This window comes from Actinosynnema sp. NPDC037264 (genome assembly GCF_055603705.1).
On sequence record NZ_JBVJVK010000055.1, the window covers coordinates 22,173 to 44,324 of the forward strand.

Below are 22,152 nucleotides of genomic sequence, written 5' to 3' on the forward strand. Positions count from 1 at the left end.
CGAGGCACCTCGACGGCACCGACCACCTCACCCACGCCGAGCAGAACTAGTGGCCCATGCCGAGACCACCGTCGACCGGGATCACGGCACCCGTGATGTAGGCCGCGTCCGGGCCGGTCAGGAATGTCACCACTCCCGCGACCTCGTCCGCGGCCGCGTCCCTGCCGAGCGGCACCATGCCGAGGATCTCGGCCTTGCGCTGCTCCGAGAGCGGCGCGGCCATGTCGGTGTCGACCAGGCCCGGCGCGACCACGTTCGCGGTGATCCCGTGCGGGCCGAGCTCACGCGCGAGCGACCTGGCGAGCCCGACGAGACCTGCCTTCGAGGCGGCGTAGTTCGCCTGGCCGGGCCATCCGTACAGTCCCACCACGGAGGAGATGAAGACCATCCGCCCCCGGCGCATCTTCATCATGCCGCGCACGGCGCGCTTCGCGGCCCGGTACGCGCCGGTCAGGTTCGTGTCGACCACGTCGGTGAACGCCTCTTCCTTCAGGAAGGCGAGCATGTGGTCCGACGTGATCCCGGCGTTGGCCACCAGCACCTCGACCGGTCCCTGCTCCTTCTCCACGGTCCTGAACGACGCGTCCACCGATGCCGCGTCCCGCACGTCGCACCGCACCACGGACAAGCCCTCGACCGGTTCGCCCGACCGTGAGGTCACCGTGACGCTGTCGCCGCCGGCGGCGAGGCGCCGCGCGATCGTCAGCCCGATCCCTCGGTTGCCTCCTGTGACCAGTACCGAACGCCCCACGTTCCCATCTCCTGTCATCATCGTCATCGTGCGCCGGCGGTGATGGGCAGCGCGGCCCAGCCGGATATCGTGTGAGAGTGCAGCCGCACCCCTGGCCCGGCCGGGGCGAGGTCGGTGAATCGGCCGAACAACTCGGCGAAGAACAGCTTCAGGGTTTCCCTGACGACGGAGTTCCCCACGCAGTAGTGCGGTCCGATGCCGAAAGCCAGGTGCTTGTTCGGCTGCCTCCGGACATCGAAGGTGAACGGGTCCGCGAAAACGTCCTCGTCACGGTTGGCCGAGGCAAGCCAGACGACGACCGCCTCACCTGCTTTGACCTGCCGTCCCCGCAGCGTCACGTCCCGAACGGCGTACCGCATGAAATGCGTGTTGGGCGTGGCCCAGCGCAAGGCCTCCTCCACCCCACTCCCCAACAGGGACGGATCGGCAGCCCACTGGTCCAAGGTCGCCGTCCCCATCAGGTCGGCCAACGTGCTCGCCGGGACCTGGGAGATGGTCACGCTGCCGCCGAGCAGCAGGCTGTAGCAGTTCGACACCACCTCGCCCTGGTTCAACGGGCGACCGTCCCACACGGTGCCGATGAGCAAGCTGACCAGGTCCTCACCCGGATGGGCACGACGGTGGCGCACGATGTCGTGAAAGTAGGCGAAGAGCTCACGGTGTGTCGCCTCGAGCACCGATTCGGCCGCACCTGCCCGTCCGAAGAGCGGGTCCTCGGGCGCGACGGAGGCGATGCTGAGCTCGGCCAGGTGGGGCCAGTCCCCGGCCGGCAGGTCCATGAGGGTGCCCATCACCGCCACGGCCAGCCCTCGCATGTGCGCGGCCAGGTCGTAGGACGTGCCGTCGGCCAGGCTCGCGAGCGTGTCGCGCACGATCTTCCGCAGGCGCTCGTGCATCGACAGCACCGGCTTGGTCCCGAGCGCCCGCTGCATCGGCATCCGCAGCGTGGTGTGCCGGGGTGGATCGGTCGCCACCAACTGCTTGCCACCGGCCGGGTCGTCCCGGCCGAGCAGGTACAGCAGGGTTCCGCGCTCCGACGTGAACGCCGTGGCGTCTCGGAGCACCTCGGCGGCCTCGCGGTACGACGTCACGGACCAGAACGCGCGTCCGTCGGGCAGGGTCTGCCGCATCACCGGCGACTCGCGGCGCAGACCGGCCCAGAGGGCGTGCGGTGCGCCTCGGCCGTGGAACGCGGGATCGACGAGTGCCATGGCGTCAGCGGCGACCGGCCACCGCGGGGTGTGCGTGTTCACGGGGCCGGCCGAAGCGTGATGAACCGCTGCTGCCACAGGGCGTGCAACTCGTGCCTGACGTCCTGGTCGATGCCGCGCGAACCAGCGAGGGATCGCAGGGTCCGCACCCCGTCGGCGGACGCCAGCAGGGTGAAGAGATCGAGGGAAACCTCCATGGTCGCGCCTTTCGGGTGGTCCAGGGAGATCTCGCAGGAGACCTCGCGTCGGCCTGCCGCGGTGTGCCTGATCCGCTGGCTGAGGCGGGTGACGGGCCGGAGTCCGGGGGCCAGGTCGTCGAAGGCGAGCGTGACGTCCCCGCGCCGGCGCACCAGGAAGTCCTCGATCACGAGGAAGTCCAGCTCGGTGGTGAGGAAGCAGGTGACGGCGTCCTGCGTGGTCTGCACGATCGGCTCGGCGTTGTTGTTGAACGACGTGTTGAGCAGCACGGGCGTACCGGTCAGCTCGCCGAACCGATGAACGAGGTCGTGGAACCGCCTGTTCGACGCCGGGTCCACGACCTGGACCCTGGCGCTGCCGTCGATGTGCGTGACGGCTCCCAGCTCCGCCCTTCGATCCTCGCGCACGGCGACCACGAACGACATGAAGTCGTAGTTGGCCCGGGTCGCCGGCAGCACGAAGTAGTCACCGGCGGCCTCCGGCGTCACGACCGGCGCGAACGGCCGGTACGCTTCTCGCTTCTTGATCATCGCGTTGATGCGCCGCTTGTTGTCCGCGGGCCGCGCGTCGGCGAGAATGCTGCGGTTGCCGAGCGCACGCGGGCCGTATTCGGAGCGGCCCTGCGCCCAGCCGAGCACCGCGCCGTCGGCCAGCAGCCGTGCGGCGGTCGCCACGATGTCCGGCGGTCGCTCGTAGTCGATGAGGTCACCCCAGGAGGCGAGCTCCCTTTCGACCTCGGCGGGGGTGCCGAGGTCGGGCCCCACGCTCGCGGTGCGCATGCGGGGCTGTCTGCGTGGGGCTGCCCCCAGCTGCAGAGCGGCGGCCAGGGCGGCCCCCTCGGCGGCCCCGGCGTCGTGCGAGACCGGGTGGACGAAGACTTCCCGGAACTTCCCCGAGTCGAGGATGCGTCCGTTGAGGGTGCTGTTGTGCGCTACGCCACCGACGAAGCAGAGGTTCTTCAGCCCCGTCTGGTCGGCCCAGTGGCCCAGGACGTGCAGGGCGATCTTCTCCAGCGCTTCCTGAAGCGCCGCGGCGAAGTCCTTGTGCGCCTGGGTGAACTCCTCACCCTTGCGGCGGGGTGACATGCGGCTCGGGGTGAAGTGCCGGAGCGTGAAGTCGCCGCCGTCCTTCAGGTCGTACAGGGAGCTGAACATGTCCCGGTAGGTCGCGGGGTCTCCGTAGGGCGCGAGCCCCATGACCTTGTACTCGTCGCCGAGCCCGTAGCCCAGCACTCGGGTGTTCGCCAGGTAGAGGCCGCCGAGCGACTGCCCGAGACCGTAGGTGGCGAGGCTCTCCAGGTGTCCGTCCCTGCCGCGGAAGATCGTCGTCGAGTGCTTCTCACCGCGGCCGTCCATGACCACCACCAGCGCGTCCGTCATCCCCGAGCGGAGGTAGGAAGAGATGCCGTGGGCGACGTGGTGCTCGGTGAAGACCAGCGGTCTGTCCGACACGTCCACCCCGAGGGCTTCCGCCAGCCGAGCCATGACGAGCTCACGCGCGGTGGGCACGGGAAGCTGCGGCCGGCCGGAGTAGATCACGCGGAGCGACTCGTCGAGCAGGTCCTCGGCGAAGAAGTGCCCGACCGCGGCGATGTCGGACGGCGACACCCCGGCGACGTCCAGGCAGGCGCGAATCGCGTTGATCGGGAACTTCGTGGTCTTCTTGATCCGGTTGAACCTCTCCTCCTCCACCGCGGCCACGAGTTCGCCGTCCCTGATCAGGCAGGCGGCCGCGTCGTGGAACGCATCGTGGAAGAAGGCCCCCTCCATGTTGGGCACCAGATCGGTGTCTTCGCCCGAGAAATGCCCGCTCAGGCCAAGTACGAGCATGCTGCACACTCTCTTTTCTCAGTCGGGGTCTCGGAGTCCGGCCAGGTCCCGCGCGTGCACGGCGGAACCGAGCATCGCCAGCCGTTCGGCAGCGCTTCCGCCGAACGGGGACACCGTGAGGGTCGTGACACCCGCGGCGGCGAACGCGCGCATTCGTGACGCGATGCGGGAGACCGGTCCCAGTAGCGAGGTGGCGTCGATGAAGTCGAACGGCACGGCCGCCGCGGCACCGGCGAGATCTCCGGTGAGGTAGCGCTCCTGCACTTCGGCGGCCTGCTCGGCGTACCCCATCCGGCGTGCGAGCTGGTTGTAGTAGTTGTCTTCCCTGCTTCCCATACCTCCCAGGTACACGGCCGTGTACCAGCGCACGGCGTCGGCGCAGGCGCGCACGTCGTCGCCGACGACGATGGGGGTCATCGACACCACGTCGGGTGCGCGATCCGCGGGGGCACGGGCATGAAGGTCGCCGAGCAGCTCGGGCGCGAACTCGGGCGCGAAGAACGAGGCCAGCCAGCCGTCCGCGATCTCGCCGGTCAGGCGCAGGCTCTTGGGGCCGATCGCGGCCAGGTAGACCGGGATCTCGTCCTGGGTGGGTCGAATGCTGAGCGTCAGGGGTTTTCCCGGACCGTCCGGCATCGGCAGCGTCCAGTGCTCACCGGAGTACGTGAGGAGGTCCCGTCGCAGCGCCGTGCGCACGATCTCCACGTACTCCCGGGTGCGGCCGAGCGGGTCGGCGAACCTGACGCCATGCCACCCTTCGGACACCTGGGGTCCGGAAACGCCCAGGCCCAGCCGGAACCGCCCGCCGGACAGGTTGTCGAGGGTGGCGGCCGTCATCGCCGTCATCGCCGGGGTCCGAGCGGGGATCTGGAAGACCGAGGATCCCACCGCGATCCGCTGGGTGCGCGACGCGATCCATGAGAGGACGGTCGCCGCGTCCGAGCCGTACGCCTCCGCGACCCAGCACACGTCGTAGCCGAGGCGGTCCGCCTCGCACGCCAGTGCCAGACCGTTCGCGGCGTAGCCCGCGCCCCAGTAACCGATGTTCACGCCGAGCTTCATGCTCGCCTCGCCCCCACCGTCATCGCAGCGTGGCCGGGAGTGCGTCCAGGCCGAAGGTCAGAGAGCCGTCGCGGTAGCGCACGGCGGTGTCCGGGGCGAGCCGGGCGGCCGGGAAGGACTCGAAGAACGCCGGGAGCACGGTGCGCATCTCCAGGCGGGCCAGTGGGGCGCCGAGGCAGAAGTGGATGCCGTGGCCGAAGGCCAGGTGCCGCGCTTCCGCACGCCCCGGTTGGAACTCGTCGGGGTCCGGGTACCGGCGCGCGTCCCGGTTGGCGGCCGCGAAGGAGCACAGGATGCGGTCCCCTGCCTCGATCGTGGTCCCGGCGACGACGGTCGCCCGCCGCGCGGTCCTGGGCAGCGAGAAGTGGAACACGGTCAGGTACCGCAGCAGTTCCTCCACTCCCCGGACCAGCGACTCCTCGTCGCGCAGCACCGTCTCGCGGTGCTCTGGGAACTCCAGGAGCAGCAGCAGGCTCTGCGCGATGAGACTGGCCGTCGTCTCGTGGCCGGCGAGCAGCAGCAGGTTGCCGGTGGCGACGAGTTCGGCGTCGCCCACGCTCGAACCGTGGCGAGCGATCAGCGCACCGAGCAGCCCGTCACGGTCACCCGGCTCACGCCGCAGCCGCGCCACGAGGTCGCTCATGTAGGCCTGCATCTCCGCCCGGTTCTCCGCCCTGGCCAGGGCGGGCAGGCGGGTGTCGATGGCGATCGCGCTACGTCGGCAGAACTCGTCCCGATCCGTGGGGGGCACGCCGAGCAGCTCGGCGATGACCACGGCGGGGACCGGCTGGGCGAACGACGTGACGAGATCGGCCTGCTCCTGGCCGCGGAGCCCGGCCAGCGCGTCCCGGGTCGCGGCGGCCACCACTGCTTGAAGGCCCGCGACGCGCCGGGAGCTGAACTCCGCGGACAGCAGGCCACGTAGCCTGGTGTGCTGCGGGGGATCCAGCCCGAGGAGTGATCCCGGACCAGTTGGCGAGGCGTCCCCGCCCGGTCCACCGGCCGGCAGGCGCAGGACGTTGCTGAACAACGCGGGATCCCCGAGGACCTCGTGGATGTCCGCGGGCCGGGTGATCAGCCAGGTCCGTCCCCGTCCAGGGGTGACCATCGGCATCGAGATCTCCACGATGCCGCCCGCCGCGTCGACCGCCAGCAGCTCCGGTGACGGGTGCAGGGGTCGGTGGGGGTCGCGGCGCATCGCCAGCGGGGAAGGGCTGCCTACGTCGGACACCGCCATCAGGTGGTCGCGATCTGGGTGGCGAGCGCCGACGACAGCGCGGCAACGGACGGGTGGTCCCACATCATCGTCGCCTCGACGGGGATACCGAGGTGGTCCTCGATATCTGCGACGATGGCCAGTGCGTACAGCGAGTCGACGCCGTAGTCGGCGAGCGGGGTGTCCACATCGATCTCGGCGGGCTCCCGCTTCAGGTGCGTGGCAAGGCGTTCGACGAGCCAGACGCGGAACTCGGCCTCGTCGAAGTCGGCGGACACCATGGTGTTTCCCCTCTCTGGAACGGAATCGGGCGCGTCACGGGCGTGCCTGGGCCGTGAAGCCCAGGCCGCGCCGTGCGGTCGTGCGGTGGGCGGCCTCCTCCACGAGGAACTCCGCCAGTTCTGCGGGCAGGCTCCTCGGTCGGTTCCACGCCGCGTTCCTCAACCTGTGCAAGACGGCCGCGAGCCACCGCTGATCCGCCGTGAAGGTCGTGGTGTCCACGGCGGCGGTTGTCCGCCGCCAGGTCTCGAAGCAGGCGCTCGCCACCAGGACCCGGACGTACCGGGTCACCAAGTCGTAGCTCCGCGGATCCGCGGCGACTCCCAGCGAGGTGACGTCGAGGTCCCGGCAGCGTTCGGTCAGGACCCGGTGCTCAGCCGCGAAGAACTCCGCGGCCTCGGCGACGTCCGGGCGGAGCAGGCCCGGCCGGGATGCCGCGAGGCCCGTGGTCAGGGCCCCCGAGAGCCCTTCCCGGCCGGCAGCGCTGATCGCGAGGGCGTGGAAGTCCAGTGCCGGCAGGGTTCGGCCGGCGACGAACACCTCGTCCGGGACGACGCCGGGTTCCGCCCAGCCACGCCGGGCCAGCAACGGGAGCTGGGAGAGCAGCGACACCTGGCACGCGGCGCGGGCGGCGTGCCCGAAACCGGCGGGCTGGACGTCGCGGAGGAGCTTCTGGAAGATGGCGGCCTCCCCGTCGCGCACGTAGAAGTGGGCGCCGAGAACCTCCGACAGGTCGTTCATCGCGTCGATGAGGATCTTCGACACGAAGAACTTCACCGCCTGGGCGTAGATCGCGGTCTCGCCGGGGAGCACGTGCAGTGCGCGGGTGGCCACGGACGCGAGGCAGTCGGCCGCGAGAAGATCGGCGTACGCGCCGGCGATCACCGATCGCACGTGCGGCATGTCGACCACCGGACCGCCGTACAGCCGCCTTCTGGTCGAGTGACGAAGTGCGACCTCCAGCCCGGTGTCCAGGACGCCGCAGAACATCGACACCAACGTCGTCCTGGTGATCTGGAACGAGCGCAGTGCGGTTTCCAACCCGGACCCCGGTCGCCCCATCAGCGCCGAGTCCGGCACCGGGCAGTCCCGGAACTCGATCCCGCCGAGTTGGACGCCGCGCATTCCCATGGTTCGGAACCGCGGGAGGTAACCGAAATCGCCGCCGTCGAGCGACGCCTTGTCGATCAGCAGCTGGGAGTGGCTCCGGGCGCCCTGCCGCGCGGCGGTGCGAGCGAAGAGCACGAACGCTTCACTGCGCTGGATGTTCGTGACCACTTCCTTGCGGCCGTTCAGCGTGATCCGGCCGGGCTCGAGACTGGCTCGACACTCGGTCTCCGCCATGTCGTTGCCGTGGGACAGCTCGTGGTATGCGACGGCGATCCGACCACCGGAAAGGAGCAGGTCGGCGGCGGACCGCTGTTGTCGAGGGCTTCCCGCGGTCCAGATGTTCACGCCGGCGATGAGCGAGCTCGCGCCGTACCCGAGCCCGAGACAGGGGTCGCGGCGGTAGACCGAGCGCATGATCTCGACCAGGTCGTCGAGGCGGTCCAGTCGGCCGCCGAGCCGTGCCGGCACGAACTCCGCGTTCAGACCGAACTCCGTGAGCGCCTGTTCACCGGGCCCGAACATGGTCTCGGCCTCGTCCGCGTCGAGGATCCGGTCGAAGCCGAGGGGGTTGCCGGGCTCGAACGGGTCGCCGAACTCGTGCTCGAGGCGGGCGAGCCGCCGCAGACCGGGAGTCGGGTTCACAGCGGTGTCACCCCGGTTCCGAACAGTGCCGGCACCGGCCCGCCCGCCGCCGCGAGCAGGTGGTCTGCCAGCGCCTCGAACGCGTCGCCGTGCGTGTCCGCCGTCCCAGATCTGTGGGGCAGCTTCTCTTCTATCACCGCGAGGGCGCCGCCGAGCCACAGTCCCCCGGCCCACAGGGCGTCGCCGTCGCCCGGACGCGGTTGGCCCCGCGTCCACAGGTGGCACGCGGCCGCTGCGGCGAAGCAGAGCTCGAAGTCACGCGCGACGTCGAAGGCTTCCTGGGGGATCCGGTGTGGCTCCCAGGACTGTTCCGCCATGCGGGCCCTGGTGATGCGCAGCGACTCCCGGGCGGCGGAGGCGGCCGCCGCAATCCGTTCCGGTAGTTCGCCGGCCGCGGCTTGGCGCGCGATGACGTCGCAGTCGGCGTCGAGCCCATCCACGAGGGAGCAACGACGGGACAGCACGCTCAGGCGTGCCGCGCCCAGCGGCTGGGTCTCCTCCGCGAGGGGACTGCCGTTCCCGCTCGCGTCGGGAGCCGTTCTGGCGAGCAGGGGGAAGTGCTCGATGAGCTGGTTCCGGCACACCGCGGTGCCGCCGTCGAAGATGGCGACGATGCGATGATCCCGGTCCAGTTTCTGGAACGCCCGGTACGGCTCGTCCGCGGACAGGAAGCCGCGCAGTCCGAGGACCTCGCCGACCGCGGAGATCGCTTCCTGGCAGAGCTCGGGGACGAGCGCCTTCACGACTGCCGAGACGACGGCCATCTCGCCGGGCGCGGTCGCCGCGAGCCGCGCGGCGGCGAAGACGACCGCCTCGGCGACGTGCAGTGTCGCGACCGCCCGTCCCAGTTCGTGCCGGATGTTCGGGAGGTCCGCCAGCCGCTTGCCGTAGAGAGTTCTGCGGCTCACGTAGTCCGCGCCGAGTGCGATCGCGTGCTCCACGGCGCCGAGCGACAGCCCGCAGCAGACGGTCCGGGTCAGCTGCAGGGCCTTCAGCGTCGTCTCGATGCCCGTGCCCGGCGCGCCGATCAGCGCCTCGGGACCGAGCTGCGCCGCCGCGAACGCGATCCCGCTGATGTCCGCTCCGCGGATGCCGTGTGTCGCCACCTTGGGCAGCGCACTCCACGTGCGCGGATCGGCTTTGCGCTTGTCGAACAGGAACAGGCTGAACCCGCGCGCGCCACCTTCCGGCCGGGTCCTGGCCAGCACGCAGACCAGGTGCCCGCGCGTGGCGTTGTTGATCAGCCACTTCTCGCCGGTCAGGCGCCAGCCGTCCGCGGTCGGTTCAGCGCGGACACCGCCGGCCAGCAGGTCGCCGCCGTGCCCGCGCTCGGTGAGTCCCCATGAGACGACGGCGCCGTCGAGGATGTCCGCGGCCAGCCGCTCGCGCTGGTCGGCGTTGCCGGCCAGCCATACGCTCACCGCTCCCAGGAACGTCTTGGCGTGCCCGACGGCGATCGTGATGTCCCGGCGGGCGAGGAGCCTGATGAACCAGGTCAGGTCGAGCAGTCCGCCGGGCCCGCGATCGAGGTAGAAGCCGGCGGCTCCCACCTCGTCGAGGAACTTGGCCGCGTCCTCCGGGAACGCCTGCCGGTCGTCGAGGGAGAGCAGGTCCTCCTGCCACAGCGGGCCGCCGGGGACCTCCGCCGCGGTCAAGGCCTCCTCGATCCTCGCCGGCGTGCTGACGATCGCCTCCCTCATGCGGCCGTCTCCGGCTCACCGAACGGGATCGACGGCTCGACCGATGACCACAGCGGGGCCGTCTCCCCGGCCAGGAACGCCTTGCGCACGGCCAGGCGCTGGACCTTCCCACTCGTGGTCCGCTGCACCGTCCCCCGGCGGACCAGTTGCAGCCCGCTGATGGTCACGCCGATCTCGCGCGCCACGGTCTGCCTGATCTCCGATGCGATGACCTCAAGGCGGTCCGCCTTCACGCCGGGCCGGATCTCGTGGACCAGCGCGACCAGTTCGGCGCCGTCGACACCCGGCACCCCGAAGGCCGCGCCGAACAGGCCGCGCAGATCGGGGATCTCCTCGCGGACGAGGTGCTCGATGTCCTGCGGGTAGAGGTTCCGTCCACGTGTGATGAGCAGTTCCTTGATACGACCGGTGACGAAGAGCTCACCGCCGTCGAGCACCGCGAGGTCACCCGTCCGCAGGTAACCGGAACGACCGTCCGCGGTCGTGCCGTTGAAGACCCGTTCGGTCTCCTCGGCGTTTCGCCAGTAGCCGGTTCCGATGCCCGGGCCGCGCAACCACAGCTCGCCGACCCGTCCCTCCGGGCGCACCTCACCGGATTCGGGATCGACGACCAGGGCGTCCAGGTCGCGCACCGACCCGCAGCTGACCAGCTCACGAGTGGCCGACGGGCGCTCGCCGCCGCCGGCCTCGGCCAGCGTTCCCCCGGCCAGGGCCGCGTCGTCGACCCGGCGGACCACCGGGGTGCGGCGGCCGGTTCCCGAGACGAACACGGTGGCCTCCGCGAGCCCGTAACAGGGGTTCAGCGCCTCGGGGCGCAGCCCGGCCGGTGCGAAGCGCTCGGCGAAGGCGGCGAGGGTGTTCGCCCGCACCGGCTCGGACCCGTTGGACGCGTACCGCCAGCGGGACAAGTCGAGCCCCGCCAGCTGCTCATCGGTCACCGTCCTCGTGCACAGGTCGTAGGCGAAGTCGGGGCCCGCCGACCAGTCGAGGTCGTGCTCGTCCACCAACTCCAGCCACCGCACCGGCCGCTTGAGGAACGCCGTCGGGCTCATCACGGTCACCGAGCTGCCCACGTACCACGCCGGCGTGATGAGCCCCGTCAGCCCCATGTCGTGGTAGTGGGGAATCCAGGAACCGAACTTGGTCGTCGCGGTCATCCCGAACGTCGACACCAGGGTCGCCGCGTTCTCGACGATGTTGCGATCGGTCAGCATCACGCCTTTGGGGCTGCCGGTCGAGCCCGACGTGTACTGCAGCAGAGCCAGCGAGTCGGCCCGACCGTCGAACCGCGGCGCCTCGACGAGTTCTTCCTCGTCGAGCGGCATCACCAACACCGGGAGACGGTCCTGGCCGGAGATCCCGGCGAAGGCCTCCACCTCGGCGCGAACCGTCGCGGTGGTGAGGACGGCGCGTGGTTCGGCGTCCTCCGCGATCGCCGACACGCGCCGCTGCTGGTGTTTGTAGCTGCCCGGCAGCGGTGACGGGACCGCGACCACGCCGGCGTAGAGACAGCCCAGGAACGCAACGGCGAAGTCGACACCGTCGGGGAAGAGCAACAGGGCCCGGTCCCCCGGCACGCAGACCCGGCCGAGCGCGGCGGCCACGCACCGTGCGCGGAGATCGAGCTCGCGGTAGGACAGTGCGGTGGTGCCGTTCGGCGTTCCCGGATCGGTGACGTGGGCGACGGCCAGGGCATCCGGCCGGGCGGCCACGTGTTCCCGGATCACCTCGACGAACGGGGAGAGCACGGTGGTTCGAGAAGGCAAGGACATCAGCGAGCCACCACCTCACGGGGCAGCCCGAGGCCTGAGCGGATCGCCATGAGTCCTCCTTGCTGTCTTCCGGAAAAAGGCGGGATCGGAGATCACGGCCTGGAAACGCAATTCACCCGACATGTCAGGCACGGCTCGACAGGCAGTCACGTGGGGAGTCCTCGAGGCGGACGGATCTCGGCAGAGAACCCATCCACTGAGGACTCGACGTCCACGTCCGCCATTGTCCGATACAGGCGAAACGCCCGTGTCAGGAAGACTGCCTCGGCGAGTTCATCTCAGCGCACGAGACACCATGAGCTGCCCCCCGGTATCGAAAGTTGCGATGTCTACTCTCGATGTTTCGAGATCGAGGCTAAGGATCTCCGCGCTGGCATGTCAAGGTGGTTCAACGGTGGAGAGTCCGGCGCGCACGCATCTGGCCGCACAGCTTGGGTTGACGGCCGCTGAGCCTCGGTGATACCGTCGTGAATCGGGTCGAAAGTTTCGGACCCAGGGTTCGCATTCAGCTGGTCGACAAGGGCGCTGTTATCCAATGGACCGCTCACGCTCCCGGCGATAATCTGAAAATTAATTCGACACTGGACAGCTGCCGCATTGACGAGACGGCGAGGTGGAGGGTTACCGTGCACAACCGACGGCCAGTCGAGCGGGTCGCCGATGGATGAGCCCTCGGTCGCGCTCCTGGCCCAGCCTCGCCCGGTTCACTTCGCACACTGCTCGCGGCGTTCCGGGGACATCGGCTGGGCGCAACAGATCCAGTGGGACTCGATCAACGGACTGGCCGTGCGCACCAGCGCGAGTTACGACATCTGCCTGAGCGTGGAGGTCCCGGCTGGTACCACCGTCGACGACTTCATCGCGGCCATAGGCCGCATGGTGAGCCGACATGAATCCCTTCGCACGAGATTCCACATCGTCGACGGCCGCCTCGTCCGCCAAGAGGTCGTCGGCAGCGGGTTCGTGGAGGTCACCCAGTACCACGTGCGCACCGGTCACACGCCCACGGACGAGCTCCTGCGGAACCGGGTCGGCGCCGAGGTGCTCGACATCGAGAACGGGCACACGTTCCGCGCGGGTTTCGTCGCCGCAGCCGGAGAGGTGACGCATGCGGCCTTCGACGTCTCGCGGATCGTCGCGGACGCGGGTGCCTGCGAGAACGTGGTGTCGTCATTCATTTCGGAGCTCCGGGCGGTGAAGAGCGGTGCGTCCGCGCGACCGGAACCGGTCTTCCAGCAACTCGACCAGGTCGAGTGGGAGGCCGGCGTGGAAGGGCGGCGCGCCGAGCACCAGGCGTTGAACTACTGGCGGGAGAAGATGGCCATGGTTCAGGCGCTGCCCCGGCCTCCCGTTCTCGACGGCGGAACCGTCCGCTCCGTCATCGTGTCCGCCGAACCAGTCCTGCGTGCCGCCGATGACATCGCACGGATGTTCGGAGCCAGCTCCTCCGGTGTCATCCTCACCGCTTTCCTGCGCGCTGCCGCGCAGACCCTCCGACTGGACACAATCGGCTGCTACCTGCATTCGTCCAACAGGTCCGACCCGGCACGCCAAGGCTCGATCACCCGGCTGAAGAACCTGACCGTCCTCGTGTGGTCACCTGGCAGCACCGACCCCCGGTCCGCGGTGCGCGAGGTGTTCCGGAACTCGCTGGAGGCCTATCGCCACGCCCAGTCCCCCGGTGCGCTGTTCCTCCCGCGACTGGATCTGGCGTCGGAGAACACCCCGTTCATCCACTTCAACGACGTGCGCTCGATCGTCCCCATGGACGGGCTGAAGGGAGCGGTCCACCAGATGGGTCCCAGGGCAGCGGTAGATGCGGCAAAGCCCGTGATGAAGGAGACCGCGCCGGGTTATGCGGCTGGGCCCACCCTCAACCTCGGGGTCGGGGCGATCCAGGGCGCTTCCCGGGAACCGATCCTGCGGGTCGAGACCAACCTCCTGCGCACGGAGGGCATCTCGCTGCTCCTGGAGCGCATGAACAGCTTCCTCGCCAGGGCTGTCCTCGTGCCGTCCGCCGGGTCGCAGGCCTGATGCCGACGGACAGCCTGGCCGACCCGCGGTTCACCCTCGGCGCGTTCCGCCCGTCCGCGTTGCGCGAGATGGCCACCGAGCGGGTCAAGCTGCTGCGCTTGTTGCGGCACGCCGGTGTCGGGACAGTGGCAACGCTCGTCGGTGCGCAGGCGGTCGGTGTGGCGACGGCCGCGTTGGGTGCTGTCTCGACGGGTTGGCTGATCGGCGCGGTCACGCAGAGCGATCGGTTCGCGCAGGTGCTCGGGCCGCTGCTGGCGGTCGTGGGGATCATCCTGGTCGACCGCGTGGCCCAGGTCGCGCTGGTGCTGCCGTCCGCGCTCGCGGCACGGCGGGTGGACGGAGGGGTGCGCCTGCTGGTGCGCCGGATCGCGCTGGCGCCCGAGGAGATCGGGCATCTCGCCGACGCGGAGTTCCGTGACGACGTCGAACGTGCCTGCGACCTCGGCGTCGGCTGGCGAACCCGGTCTCCCGGCAACGCGGCGGTCGGCCAGTTGACGCTCGTGTTCCGGGTCGTCACCGGCCTGGTGTCGGCCGCGGTCCTCGCCGTGCACTTCCCGTGGCTCGCGGTCGCCCTGTTCGCGGTCTCGCTGTTCATCCGGATGCTCACCCGCCGGCAGTGGATGTGGCTCGCGGCCATGGACGACTCCCGAATGAGCGAGCACCGCAAGGCGCAGTACTTCGCCGGGCTGCTCACCGAGGCCGGACCGGCCAAGGAGGTTCGGCTGTTCGGGCTGGCGGACTGGCTGCTCACGCGGTTTCGAAGCGCGAACGTCGCCGCGCGCAGCCCGATGTGGGAAGCCCGTTCATCCGTGCTGAAGCGCCAGGGCCTCACGTTCTCGCTCACGGCCGGCAGCGCCGCCGTGACGTTGGTCGTGCTCGGCGCTTCCGGGCAGAGCCCGGCGACGGTGGCGCGCTGCATCGTCGCGGCCTGGGTGGTGATGGCTCTGACCAACCTCGGCCAGGAGGCCTTCGACATCGACTACGGTGTGGCGGCCGTGCGCGCCCTCGACCGGATGGCCTCCCGGCACGCTCCGTCGACCCGTGACTCCCGACCCCTGGTGTCGACCGGCCGTCCCCCGCACGTGCGCTTCGAGAACGTCACCTTCACCTACCGAGGCACCGGCCGGCCGGTGCTCGACAACCTCTCGCTCGAGATCCGGCCGGGCGAGACGCTGGCCATCGTCGGCGTCAACGGCGCGGGCAAGACGACGCTGACAAAGCTGTTGGCCGGGCTCCACCACCCCGACTCCGGGCGCGTCCTGGTCGACGGCGTCGACCTGCGCGAGCTCGACCTCCGGGCGTGGCGCGCACGGATGACCGCGCTGTTCCAGGACTTCATCCACTACGGGACGACCGGTGCCGACAACGTCGCGTTGTCGGCACCGGAACACTTCGGCGACACCGCCGGTATCCATGCCGCGATCGAGGCGGCCGGCGCCGACGAGGTCGTCGCCGGGCTTCCCGACGGGATCGCCACGAGGCTGTGGCGCGGCGGCGAGCGCGGTGTCGACCTGTCCGGCGGGCAATGGCAGAAGCTCGCGATCGCGCGTGCGTTGTTCGCCGCGGCGCACGGACGTGAACTGCTCGTGCTCGACGAACCGACCGCCCACCTGGACGTCGAGGCGGAACAGGAGTTCAACAACCGGGTGACCGCCGGCGCTGGCGGGGCGTCGGTCGTGCTGATCTCCCACCGGCTCTCCAACGTCCGGGGGGCCGATCGGATCGTCGTGCTCGAAGGCGGCTCGATCACCGAGTCGGGCACCCACGAACAGCTCATGTCCGCGGACGGCAGCTACGCCGCGCTGTTCCGCCTGCAGGCGTCGCGGTTCGCGAGGGCGGAGGCGTGATGAGCCGGGCGAGGCAGAGCATCGCGGTGCTCCGTCATCTGGCCGCGTTGTCGTGGCGAGTCAGCCGCGCGGGCTCGATCGTGACGGCGGTGGTGTTCCTCGCCGTGGCGTTCGGCAGCGTGGGCGTGGCCCAGAGCCAGCGGTGGCTGATCGACGGGCTGGTGAGCCATGCTCTCGACCCCGGCCTGACCTGGCTGGTCATTCCCGTGGTCGTCGTCGCGTTCGCGCAGGTCGCCTCGACCATCGCGACCCGCGTCGCCGCACACCTGCGGGTGAACCTCGTGCACAAGGTCGAGGCCGAGCTGTCCGAGGAGGTCTACCGCTACGTGGCGCGCGTCCCCTCGATCGAGCACCTGGAGCGTTCCGCGTACCTGGACCGCGTCTACCTCGCCGCCAAGGGCAGCGGGGCGCTCGCCTCGTACGGGTGGTCGATCGCGGAAACCGGTGTCTGCGCGCTGATGCTCGGCCTCAGCGTCTGGCTGCTCGTGCTCGTGCACCCGGCCCTGCTACTGCTCGGGCTCACCACGCTGCCGCTGATGCTGCTCGCGAGTCGCGGGCAGTCCGCGCTGCGCCTGGTCCACGACCAGCACGCCGAGGTGGCGCGCCTCGAGGCGAACCTGCACGGTCTGTGCCTCGACGCGGACGCCGCCAAGGAGCTCCGCATCAGCGGCTCGGGGCCCGAGCTGTCGGCTCGGGCCGACCGGCTGTGGGGCGAGGTCACCGACGCCCAACGCGCGGCGCTGGCGCGTGGCACGCTGCTGGAGGCGGGCGGCTGGCTGTGTTACCTGCTCGGCCTGGCCGGCGGGTTGGCGTTGGTCGTCAACGAGGTGATCGCCGGGCGGATCGGGACGGGTGCGCTGGTGCTCGTCGTCTCCCTGGCCACCCAGCTGCGCACGCAGCTCTGGATGTTGCGCGACAACTACGCCAGAGCCGCGGACGCCGGGCGCGCCGCGGGCCACTACCTCTGGCTGCGCGACTACGCGTCGGGGTTCGACGACATCAGGACGCCCGCGCCCGAACGGCTTGCCGACGGCATCACGCTGGAGAACGTCTCGTTCCGGTACGCCGAGGGTGACGCGCCGGTGCTGCGTTCGCTCGACGCGCACCTGCCCGCGGGTTCGGTCGTCGGCCTGGTGGGCATCAACGGTGCGGGCAAGTCGACGCTGGTGAAGCTGCTGACCGGTCTCTACCAGCCGACCTCGGGGCGGATTCTCGTCGACGGGCAGCCGCTGGCCGCGATCGATCCGCGGTCGTGGGCGGCGGTGTCGTGCGGCGTGTTCCAGGACTTCGCCCGCCTGCAGCTGCCCGTGCGGGAGTCCGTCGGTGTCGGCGACCTGTCGGCCCTCGACGACACGCACGCGATCAGCCGTGCGGTGGAAGCCGCGGGCGCGGCGCGGTTCGTCTCCACGCTGCCCGACGGCCTCCACACCCAGCTCGGCACGATCTTCGGCGGCGTCGACCTGTCCGGCGGGCAGTGGCAGCGACTCGCCCTCGCGCGCGGAATGATGCGCACCGCACCGCTGCTGCTGATCCTCGACGAACCCACGGCGGCAGTCGATCCCCAGGCCGAACACGACCTGTTCGAGAACTTCGCCCGGCACGCGCGGGAAGCCGCCGCGCGGTCCGGTGCGGTCACCGTCCTCGTCTCGCACCGGTTCTCGACCGTGAGCATGGCCGACCACGTGCTCGTGATCGCGGACGGCGGGATCGTCGAGTCGGGCAGCCACCAGGACCTGCTCGAGTCCGGTGGTCGCTACGCGAAGCTCTACGCGACCCAGGCCCAGGCCTACGAAGTACGAGTGGGAAGGAGCGTCCCATCGAAATAGGTGCTGGATTCGACCTCCGAGGTGCCGGGGTGGTCATCACCGGCGGGGGTGGCGGCATCGGGTCGGCGTTGGCGCGCCGGTTCGCCGCCGCGGGAGCGCGGATCGTGCTGGCCGACGTCGACGGTGACGCGGTCGTCGAGGTGGCCGAGCAGACCGGCGCCGTCGCGGTCGTGGTGGACACGGCGAGCGAGGCCGGTGTCGGACGGCTGGTCGCGACGGCGACCGACGAGCTGGGTGCCATCGACTTGTACTGCGCCAATGCGGGCGTGGCCCCCGAGGGCGGCCCAGAGGCTCCTGCGGCCTCCTGGGCGCGGGCGTGGGAGGTCAACGTGATGGCGCACGTCCGCGCCGCCGAGCTGCTCCTTCCCGCCTGGCTGGCGCGGGGCCGCGGTCGGTTCCTCGCCACGGTGTCCGCGGCGGGGATGCTGACCACGCTCGGTTCCGCCCCTTACGCCGTCACCAAGCACGGCGCGCTCGCCTTCGCCGAGTGGCTGTCCGTCACCTACCGGCACCGTGGCATCACCGTGCAGGCGCTGTGCCCGCAGGGCGTGCGTACCGGCATGCTCGCCGGGGCCGGGCCGAGCATGCGTTCCCTCGTGGAGCCGACCGCCATCGATCCGGAGGAGGTCGCCGACACCGTCGTCACAGCCCTCGCCGACGACCGGTTCCTCATCCTGCCCCATCCGGAGGTAGCTGGTTACTACCGTGCCAAGGCCGCGGACACCGATCGGTGGATCATCGGGATGAACGCCCTGCAACGCAAGATCGAGGGCACCTGACGGGCCTCGTGCGGACCAATTCTCCGCGGTGGGCCGGTCCTCCTGTCGTTCGTGGTCGAGCGGATCGTCGATCGACCGTCCCGTGCGGTGCAGGGTCGGTCGTGCGGCAGCGAGGTCGTCGTCAATGCTCGAGGTCTGCGATCCTTCGGTCGATCTGACGCTCGTGCTGGTCGGCGTGGAGCTGCCGCGTCATGTGCGCGAGGCCGGCCATCGGCGACGCCGCCACGTGCGCGGAGTTGCTCGTGATGTTCGAGAACGAGCCGAAGTTGGTCAACGACCGACTGCGCCGTTGCCGGAACGCGCTGGTATAGCAGCCGGGGTGGTGTGGTCATGGTCGACACCCTGCCGGTTCCACATCTGCCAGCCCGTGTAGCGCGGGTTCTGCAGGATCACCGTGAGCGTCTCGACCGTCCGGCGACGCCTGGTGCGGTGGGTGTTGCGCTCGGCGTCGTGCGCGGCCGGGCACGGGACGCCGCGCTCGTTGAGATCCGGGACCAGAGCAGATCCGGACCTCGGCGGGCGTACGGACGCCGAGCTTCACAGCCCGATTACCGGGTCGACGTGTCCAGACACCGCACCAGCTACGCACGCACCTCCGTCATGATCAGCGCGACATCCGGAAGAGCACGAGGCACCTCATCCCCGTACCAGGCGTACTCGATTGCCGAAAGGTATCCACGGGTCGCCCAGAGAAGGATCTCCCCGGACGGCACACCCGAATCGTCTACCACCGTCGCATCCACCGGGATCACTCCACTGACACCCTGCGCCGGGAGAGCTCCTTCCGGAACCACGAGGTCGACGCTGACCGAATCTGCCGCCCACCGCGCAACCACCTGCACGAAGTCGACTTGAGCCCGCAATTCGACTACACCGGGGAAGTCGTTGGCGAGGATCAGTTCGACTACCGCCCTCTCGCTCGGGGTCAGGGAACGAGGAGTGGTCGCAACGGACACGTACGCCTCCAGTCGGTCATGTGTTCGGCGGCTGCCGGAGGGGGTCGTGGTCGGTGAACGCCTGCATCGGCGTGCGCGGCGGGCTGGAACGTGGTGGCGATGGTGTCGACGAGCCGCCTGGCCGCGCACCGATCGAGTCCAGTTGCACCATACCGACACCCGCCAAGACCTTGATCAACGGCCGCGAACGGGTATGACCACGTTCTACGCCACCGACGTGCCGGACTGGGGCACGGCGTGCGCGCACTGCATGGCGCTGAGCGAGCAGGTGGTGGTGTTGCCTGGACACCGGGCACCACGCGCCGGGCACCACCTCCTCCGACTCCCCCACGCCCGGTCGGCGACTGCGCACCGAGCCGAGACTGTCGGTGGGAGCTGATTAACTGGCCGGATGTTCGAAACTCCCGACGAGCTCCGCAGCCTCCAAGTCCTGCTCGACACGTCTTTGGCCGACTCCAGCAACCACCTCAAGTCGATCATCCGGCCAGGTGAAAGCACCTTGGACGCCGAGCAGGTCGTCCGAGTCTGCCAAGGCATGTGCACCCTGGCCATCGCCACGGTCACCCGGAGCGGTGAGCCGCGCATCAGCGGCGCCGACGGGCACCTCCTGCACGGCCGTTGGATCTTCGGCACCCACCGCCAGGCCGCCAAAGCCCGTCATCTCGCGGCGCGGCCCGGCATCAGCGCGACCTTCATGCGCGGCGAGCAGCTCGGCATCTTCACGCACGGGCACGCCGTTCCGCTGAACCCCGAAGGGGCGAGCAGCGACCCGACGTGGCCGGCGATCCGCGACTACCTCGTCAACCACTACGACGGCGACGGCGACGACCCGTTCTGGGACGAGAACGTCTGGTATCGCATCGACCCCAGCTGGATGGTCGCCTACAGCACCGACCCCGTCGGGCTGCTCGACCAACAACCGCCGGCCTAGGAACCGCCGCCACGAAGTGTCGCTGTTGCGCTCGGGTGCGGGCGGTATGTGTAGGCGCGCTTGAGCACGCGGCGCACGGTCGAGGCGGCGCCCCGGTGGCCGAGCTTGAGCAGCGCGCCCCGGATCCTGCGGAAGCCCCAGCCGGTGTTCTCCGGGCCATCCGCCCGATCAACGCCAGCACGGCATCGTCAACCGGCGGTCGCCCGATCCGGTACGGTGCTGCTCATTGCACCTGCCCCTTTTGGTAGTCATCGAACGTGGGCGGATTGGCCCACGACCCGTAGCCCGGCGCCTTCGCGCCGGATGGGTGGGCGCCGATCGCCCGCCACAACAACCCTTCGGTGTAGGCATCCGGGGAGACGACAAACAAGGGTTTGCGTCCATCTCTGGCGTGCGCGCCGTTTTCCCCGGCCTGGTGCTGCCCGGGCACATCCAGCCAGGGCCGACCTTCCTCGGGCCGGCTGTCATCCGGGACGGCGGGCTTCGCACCGCTCCGGCCGGGCGCCGTCCAGGCTGCCACGTCCACACGTCCGGTCAGTTCCGGGCCGTACCAGACGCCGACGTACCAGAGCTTGATGATGCTTTGCACCACTGGATCGGGAGGGACGGCGGAGGGATCGGAAGAGATCGCGTTCCGGATCGCGTCCCACCCTTCTTGATTGACGACCGTTTCGTAGTACACCTCCGCCTGGCCTGTCCCCCACAGGTCGAACTCGCTGAACCCGGTCACCGCGGCGGAGAACTTCACGAATTCGCGCAGCTTGTCTTCCGTGGCCGTTCCTTGCGTCACGGTGCTTCCTCCTCGACGGTATGGAGTTCGAACGTCGGGCCGGCGTTCGCCCCCGGATGGCCGGTGAGCGGGTTGCGGATGAGGCGGTTCATGCTGTCGCGGATGCGGAACATCTCCCACACCGCCTTGAGCAGCAGGTCGGGCTGACCGTTGTAGGCAAGATTGACATTGGCAAGGAAGGTGGCGTAGGACTCGTTGAACTCCTTGGCCGCCGCCAGGATTTCCGGGTCCCCCTCGAGGTCCTTCAATTTGAGGTCCGGCTTCACCGGGTAGACGGCCGTCCAGTCGACGTTCAGTGTCGGGCCGGAAGGCTTGTTCGGCTTGTCGCCCTTCTGGTAGTACTGCCCCTTCTCCAGTTGCTGGAACCTGTAGTAGTGGGCGATTTCGTCCTCGCTGTCGTAGATGCCGCCGTGCAGCCCTTCGCCCTGCTCCGCGACGAGGGTGAGCGCCGCGACCGCGGTGTCCCGCCCCGTCACCTTGATCACGTCGCCGCCACCCGAGTAGAAGTACTCGGGGGTCACCTGGCGGGCGGGATTGCCGGTGAAGATCGTCTTCCCCACCTTGCGGGCCTGGTCCTCCAGGTGGTTGATTCCCCGGATGATCTCTTCGTAGAACTCGCCGATGCTCGAGAAGCGCTGGGTGGGGTCTCCGGGGACGAGGCCGAGGACGGTGCCGGACTCCTCGAGTTCCGCCAGTTCGTCCGATGACGGCGCCGAGCCGTTGGACGTCAGCCCGAGGGCCGCCCAGTCCACCGGTACGAACCTGTCTTCCTCGCTAGCCGCCTGCGCGGGCTTCTCGATCCTCAGGAACGTGGCGAGAGCCTCGGGAGAGAACGGTCGGAGATGCACCTCGAAGTCATCCGGACCAGACGGCAGGCGCGTCGGGTAGTTCGGCACGAAGCCGCGCTTGGTGAGGTCCGGCGTCCCGCCCACGGCGTTCATGACGTTCGCGACCAGGGTGAGGTGCAGCATCTCCTCGACGGCCACGACCCTTATGACGTGCCATGCATCCGAGTTCTTCCCGGGGTGCAGCGAGTAGAGGGCTGTCAGGTAGGGCGGGAGCGTCGCATGCTCCAGCTGGAGCCCCTTGTAGAGGTACTCGTGCAGCTTTTCGATGGTCTGGATCTGGGAGCCCTCGGACGGCTCCGATTCCGAAACGGACACTACTTCTGAAACGGACATGTTCTCCCGATCGTGGGCGGCGGCGGTGGCCGGTGTCG

19 protein-coding genes are annotated in these 22,152 nt (G+C 69.7%); 5 read left to right on the forward strand and 14 right to left on the reverse strand.

What is annotated here, in order from left to right; translation table 11 throughout:
- Nucleotides 1-46: 46 nt before the first annotated feature.
- The 9 genes from fabG to ACZ7GX_RS36515 are packed head-to-tail and all read right to left on the reverse strand — an operon-like array spanning nucleotide 47 to nucleotide 11,770.
- Nucleotides 47-751, reverse strand: a complete 705-nt coding sequence (gene fabG / locus ACZ7GX_RS36475) for a 3-oxoacyl-ACP reductase FabG (RefSeq protein ID WP_498783717.1) — start codon at nucleotides 749-751, stop codon at nucleotides 47-49.
- A 23-nt stretch (nucleotides 752-774) separates the two neighbouring features.
- A complete protein-coding gene (locus ACZ7GX_RS36480; protein WP_498783719.1) occupies nucleotides 775-1,962 on the reverse strand; it encodes a cytochrome P450 in 1,188 nt (395 codons plus the stop codon).
- A gap of 38 nt (nucleotides 1,963-2,000) precedes the next feature.
- Nucleotides 2,001-3,989, reverse strand: coding sequence for a carbamoyltransferase family protein (locus ACZ7GX_RS36485; protein ID WP_498783721.1), 1,989 nt, complete (start codon nucleotides 3,987-3,989; stop codon nucleotides 2,001-2,003).
- 18 nt (nucleotides 3,990-4,007) lie between these two features.
- Entirely contained in the window at nucleotides 4,008-5,051 is a 1,044-nt protein-coding gene (locus ACZ7GX_RS36490) for an LLM class F420-dependent oxidoreductase (protein ID WP_498783723.1), read from the reverse strand.
- A 19-nt stretch (nucleotides 5,052-5,070) separates the two neighbouring features.
- Entirely contained in the window at nucleotides 5,071-6,282 is a 1,212-nt protein-coding gene (locus ACZ7GX_RS36495) for a cytochrome P450 (RefSeq protein WP_498783725.1), read from the reverse strand.
- Between the two features lie 5 nt (nucleotides 6,283-6,287).
- Nucleotides 6,288-6,548, reverse strand: a complete 261-nt coding sequence (locus ACZ7GX_RS36500) for an acyl carrier protein (RefSeq protein WP_498783727.1) — start codon at nucleotides 6,546-6,548, stop codon at nucleotides 6,288-6,290.
- A 34-nt stretch (nucleotides 6,549-6,582) separates the two neighbouring features.
- Entirely contained in the window at nucleotides 6,583-8,298 is a 1,716-nt protein-coding gene (locus tag ACZ7GX_RS36505) for an acyl-CoA dehydrogenase family protein (protein ID WP_498783730.1), read from the reverse strand.
- The gene (locus ACZ7GX_RS36510) at nucleotides 8,295-9,998 is read right to left on the reverse strand and encodes an acyl-CoA dehydrogenase family protein (protein WP_498783732.1); all 1,704 of its coding nucleotides are present in this window, start codon (nucleotides 9,996-9,998) and stop codon (nucleotides 8,295-8,297) included. Before ACZ7GX_RS36510 ends, ACZ7GX_RS36505 begins: the two co-directional genes overlap by 4 nt.
- Nucleotides 9,995-11,770 (reverse strand): fatty acyl-AMP ligase, encoded by a 1,776-nt coding sequence (locus ACZ7GX_RS36515; protein ID WP_498783733.1) that lies wholly within the window; start codon nucleotides 11,768-11,770, stop codon nucleotides 9,995-9,997. Before ACZ7GX_RS36515 ends, ACZ7GX_RS36510 begins: the two co-directional genes overlap by 4 nt.
- A 660-nt stretch (nucleotides 11,771-12,430) precedes the next feature.
- On the opposite strand from ACZ7GX_RS36515, the gene ACZ7GX_RS36520 reads away from it, so the two are divergent.
- Genes ACZ7GX_RS36520 through ACZ7GX_RS36535 form a run of 4 tightly spaced genes read left to right on the forward strand, consistent with a single transcriptional unit; the run spans nucleotide 12,431 to nucleotide 18,256 of the window.
- Nucleotides 12,431-13,804, forward strand: a complete 1,374-nt coding sequence (locus ACZ7GX_RS36520) for a condensation domain-containing protein (RefSeq protein ID WP_498783735.1) — start codon at nucleotides 12,431-12,433, stop codon at nucleotides 13,802-13,804.
- Nucleotides 13,804-15,651 (forward strand): ABC transporter ATP-binding protein, encoded by a 1,848-nt coding sequence (locus ACZ7GX_RS36525; RefSeq protein WP_498783736.1) that lies wholly within the window; start codon nucleotides 13,804-13,806, stop codon nucleotides 15,649-15,651. The genes ACZ7GX_RS36520 and ACZ7GX_RS36525 overlap by 1 nt, the downstream gene beginning before the upstream one ends.
- Nucleotides 15,651-17,477: an ABC transporter ATP-binding protein gene (locus ACZ7GX_RS36530; RefSeq protein ID WP_498783738.1), complete on the forward strand. Its 1,827-nt coding sequence runs from the start codon at nucleotides 15,651-15,653 to the stop codon at nucleotides 17,475-17,477. The genes ACZ7GX_RS36525 and ACZ7GX_RS36530 overlap by 1 nt, the downstream gene beginning before the upstream one ends.
- A gap of 29 nt (nucleotides 17,478-17,506) precedes the next feature.
- The gene (locus tag ACZ7GX_RS36535) at nucleotides 17,507-18,256 is read left to right on the forward strand and encodes an SDR family NAD(P)-dependent oxidoreductase (RefSeq protein ID WP_498783740.1); all 750 of its coding nucleotides are present in this window, start codon (nucleotides 17,507-17,509) and stop codon (nucleotides 18,254-18,256) included.
- Nucleotides 18,257-18,377: 121 nt separating this feature from the next.
- On the opposite strand, the gene ACZ7GX_RS36540 is transcribed toward ACZ7GX_RS36535, so the two are convergent.
- The 3 genes from ACZ7GX_RS36540 to ACZ7GX_RS36550 all read right to left on the reverse strand — a co-directional run bounded on the left by ACZ7GX_RS36540 (nucleotide 18,378) and on the right by ACZ7GX_RS36550 (nucleotide 19,212).
- Nucleotides 18,378-18,530: a hypothetical protein gene (locus ACZ7GX_RS36540; protein ID WP_498783741.1), complete on the reverse strand. Its 153-nt coding sequence runs from the start codon at nucleotides 18,528-18,530 to the stop codon at nucleotides 18,378-18,380.
- On the reverse strand, nucleotides 18,527-18,754 hold the full coding sequence (locus tag ACZ7GX_RS36545) for a recombinase family protein (RefSeq protein WP_498783763.1): 228 nt from the start codon (nucleotides 18,752-18,754) through the stop codon (nucleotides 18,527-18,529). Before ACZ7GX_RS36545 ends, ACZ7GX_RS36540 begins: the two co-directional genes overlap by 4 nt.
- Nucleotides 18,755-18,837: 83 nt before the next feature.
- The gene (locus tag ACZ7GX_RS36550) at nucleotides 18,838-19,212 is read right to left on the reverse strand and encodes a hypothetical protein (protein WP_498783743.1); all 375 of its coding nucleotides are present in this window, start codon (nucleotides 19,210-19,212) and stop codon (nucleotides 18,838-18,840) included.
- Nucleotides 19,213-19,603: 391 nt separating this feature from the next.
- Here ACZ7GX_RS36550 and ACZ7GX_RS36555 point away from each other — a divergent pair, with 391 nt between their 5' ends.
- Entirely contained in the window at nucleotides 19,604-20,143 is a 540-nt protein-coding gene (locus ACZ7GX_RS36555) for a pyridoxamine 5'-phosphate oxidase family protein (protein ID WP_498783745.1), read from the forward strand.
- 223 nt (nucleotides 20,144-20,366) lie between these two features.
- Here ACZ7GX_RS36555 and ACZ7GX_RS36560 read toward each other — a convergent pair whose 3' ends face one another.
- Together ACZ7GX_RS36560 and ACZ7GX_RS36565 are read right to left on the reverse strand one after the other, a co-directional pair.
- Nucleotides 20,367-20,933, reverse strand: coding sequence for a hypothetical protein (locus ACZ7GX_RS36560; RefSeq protein ID WP_498783747.1), 567 nt, complete (start codon nucleotides 20,931-20,933; stop codon nucleotides 20,367-20,369).
- On the reverse strand, nucleotides 20,930-22,096 hold the full coding sequence (locus tag ACZ7GX_RS36565) for a ferritin-like domain-containing protein (RefSeq protein ID WP_498783749.1): 1,167 nt from the start codon (nucleotides 22,094-22,096) through the stop codon (nucleotides 20,930-20,932). The genes ACZ7GX_RS36560 and ACZ7GX_RS36565 overlap by 4 nt, the downstream gene beginning before the upstream one ends.
- Between the last annotated feature and the right edge of the window lie 56 nt (nucleotides 22,097-22,152).

Bases quoted from the DNA above. Each gene is read 5' to 3' on its own strand.
- ACZ7GX_RS36480 (WP_498783719.1), bottom strand. From the start codon at position 1,962: ATGGCACTCGTCGATCCCGCGTTCCACGGCCGAGGCGCACCGCACGCC.
- ACZ7GX_RS36485 (WP_498783721.1), bottom strand. From the start codon at position 3,989: ATGCTCGTACTTGGCCTGAGCGGGCATTTCTCGGGCGAAGACACCGAT.
- ACZ7GX_RS36490 (WP_498783723.1), bottom strand. From the start codon at position 5,051: ATGAAGCTCGGCGTGAACATCGGTTACTGGGGCGCGGGCTACGCCGCG.
- ACZ7GX_RS36500 (WP_498783727.1), bottom strand. From the start codon at position 6,548: ATGGTGTCCGCCGACTTCGACGAGGCCGAGTTCCGCGTCTGGCTCGTC.
- ACZ7GX_RS36510 (WP_498783732.1), bottom strand. From the start codon at position 9,998: ATGAGGGAGGCGATCGTCAGCACGCCGGCGAGGATCGAGGAGGCCTTG.
- ACZ7GX_RS36515 (WP_498783733.1), bottom strand. From the start codon at position 11,770: ATGTCCTTGCCTTCTCGAACCACCGTGCTCTCCCCGTTCGTCGAGGTG.
- ACZ7GX_RS36520 (WP_498783735.1), top strand. From the start codon at position 12,431: ATGGATGAGCCCTCGGTCGCGCTCCTGGCCCAGCCTCGCCCGGTTCAC.
- ACZ7GX_RS36525 (WP_498783736.1), top strand. From the start codon at position 13,804: ATGCCGACGGACAGCCTGGCCGACCCGCGGTTCACCCTCGGCGCGTTC.
- ACZ7GX_RS36530 (WP_498783738.1), top strand. From the start codon at position 15,651: ATGAGCCGGGCGAGGCAGAGCATCGCGGTGCTCCGTCATCTGGCCGCG.
- ACZ7GX_RS36555 (WP_498783745.1), top strand. From the start codon at position 19,604: ATGTTCGAAACTCCCGACGAGCTCCGCAGCCTCCAAGTCCTGCTCGAC.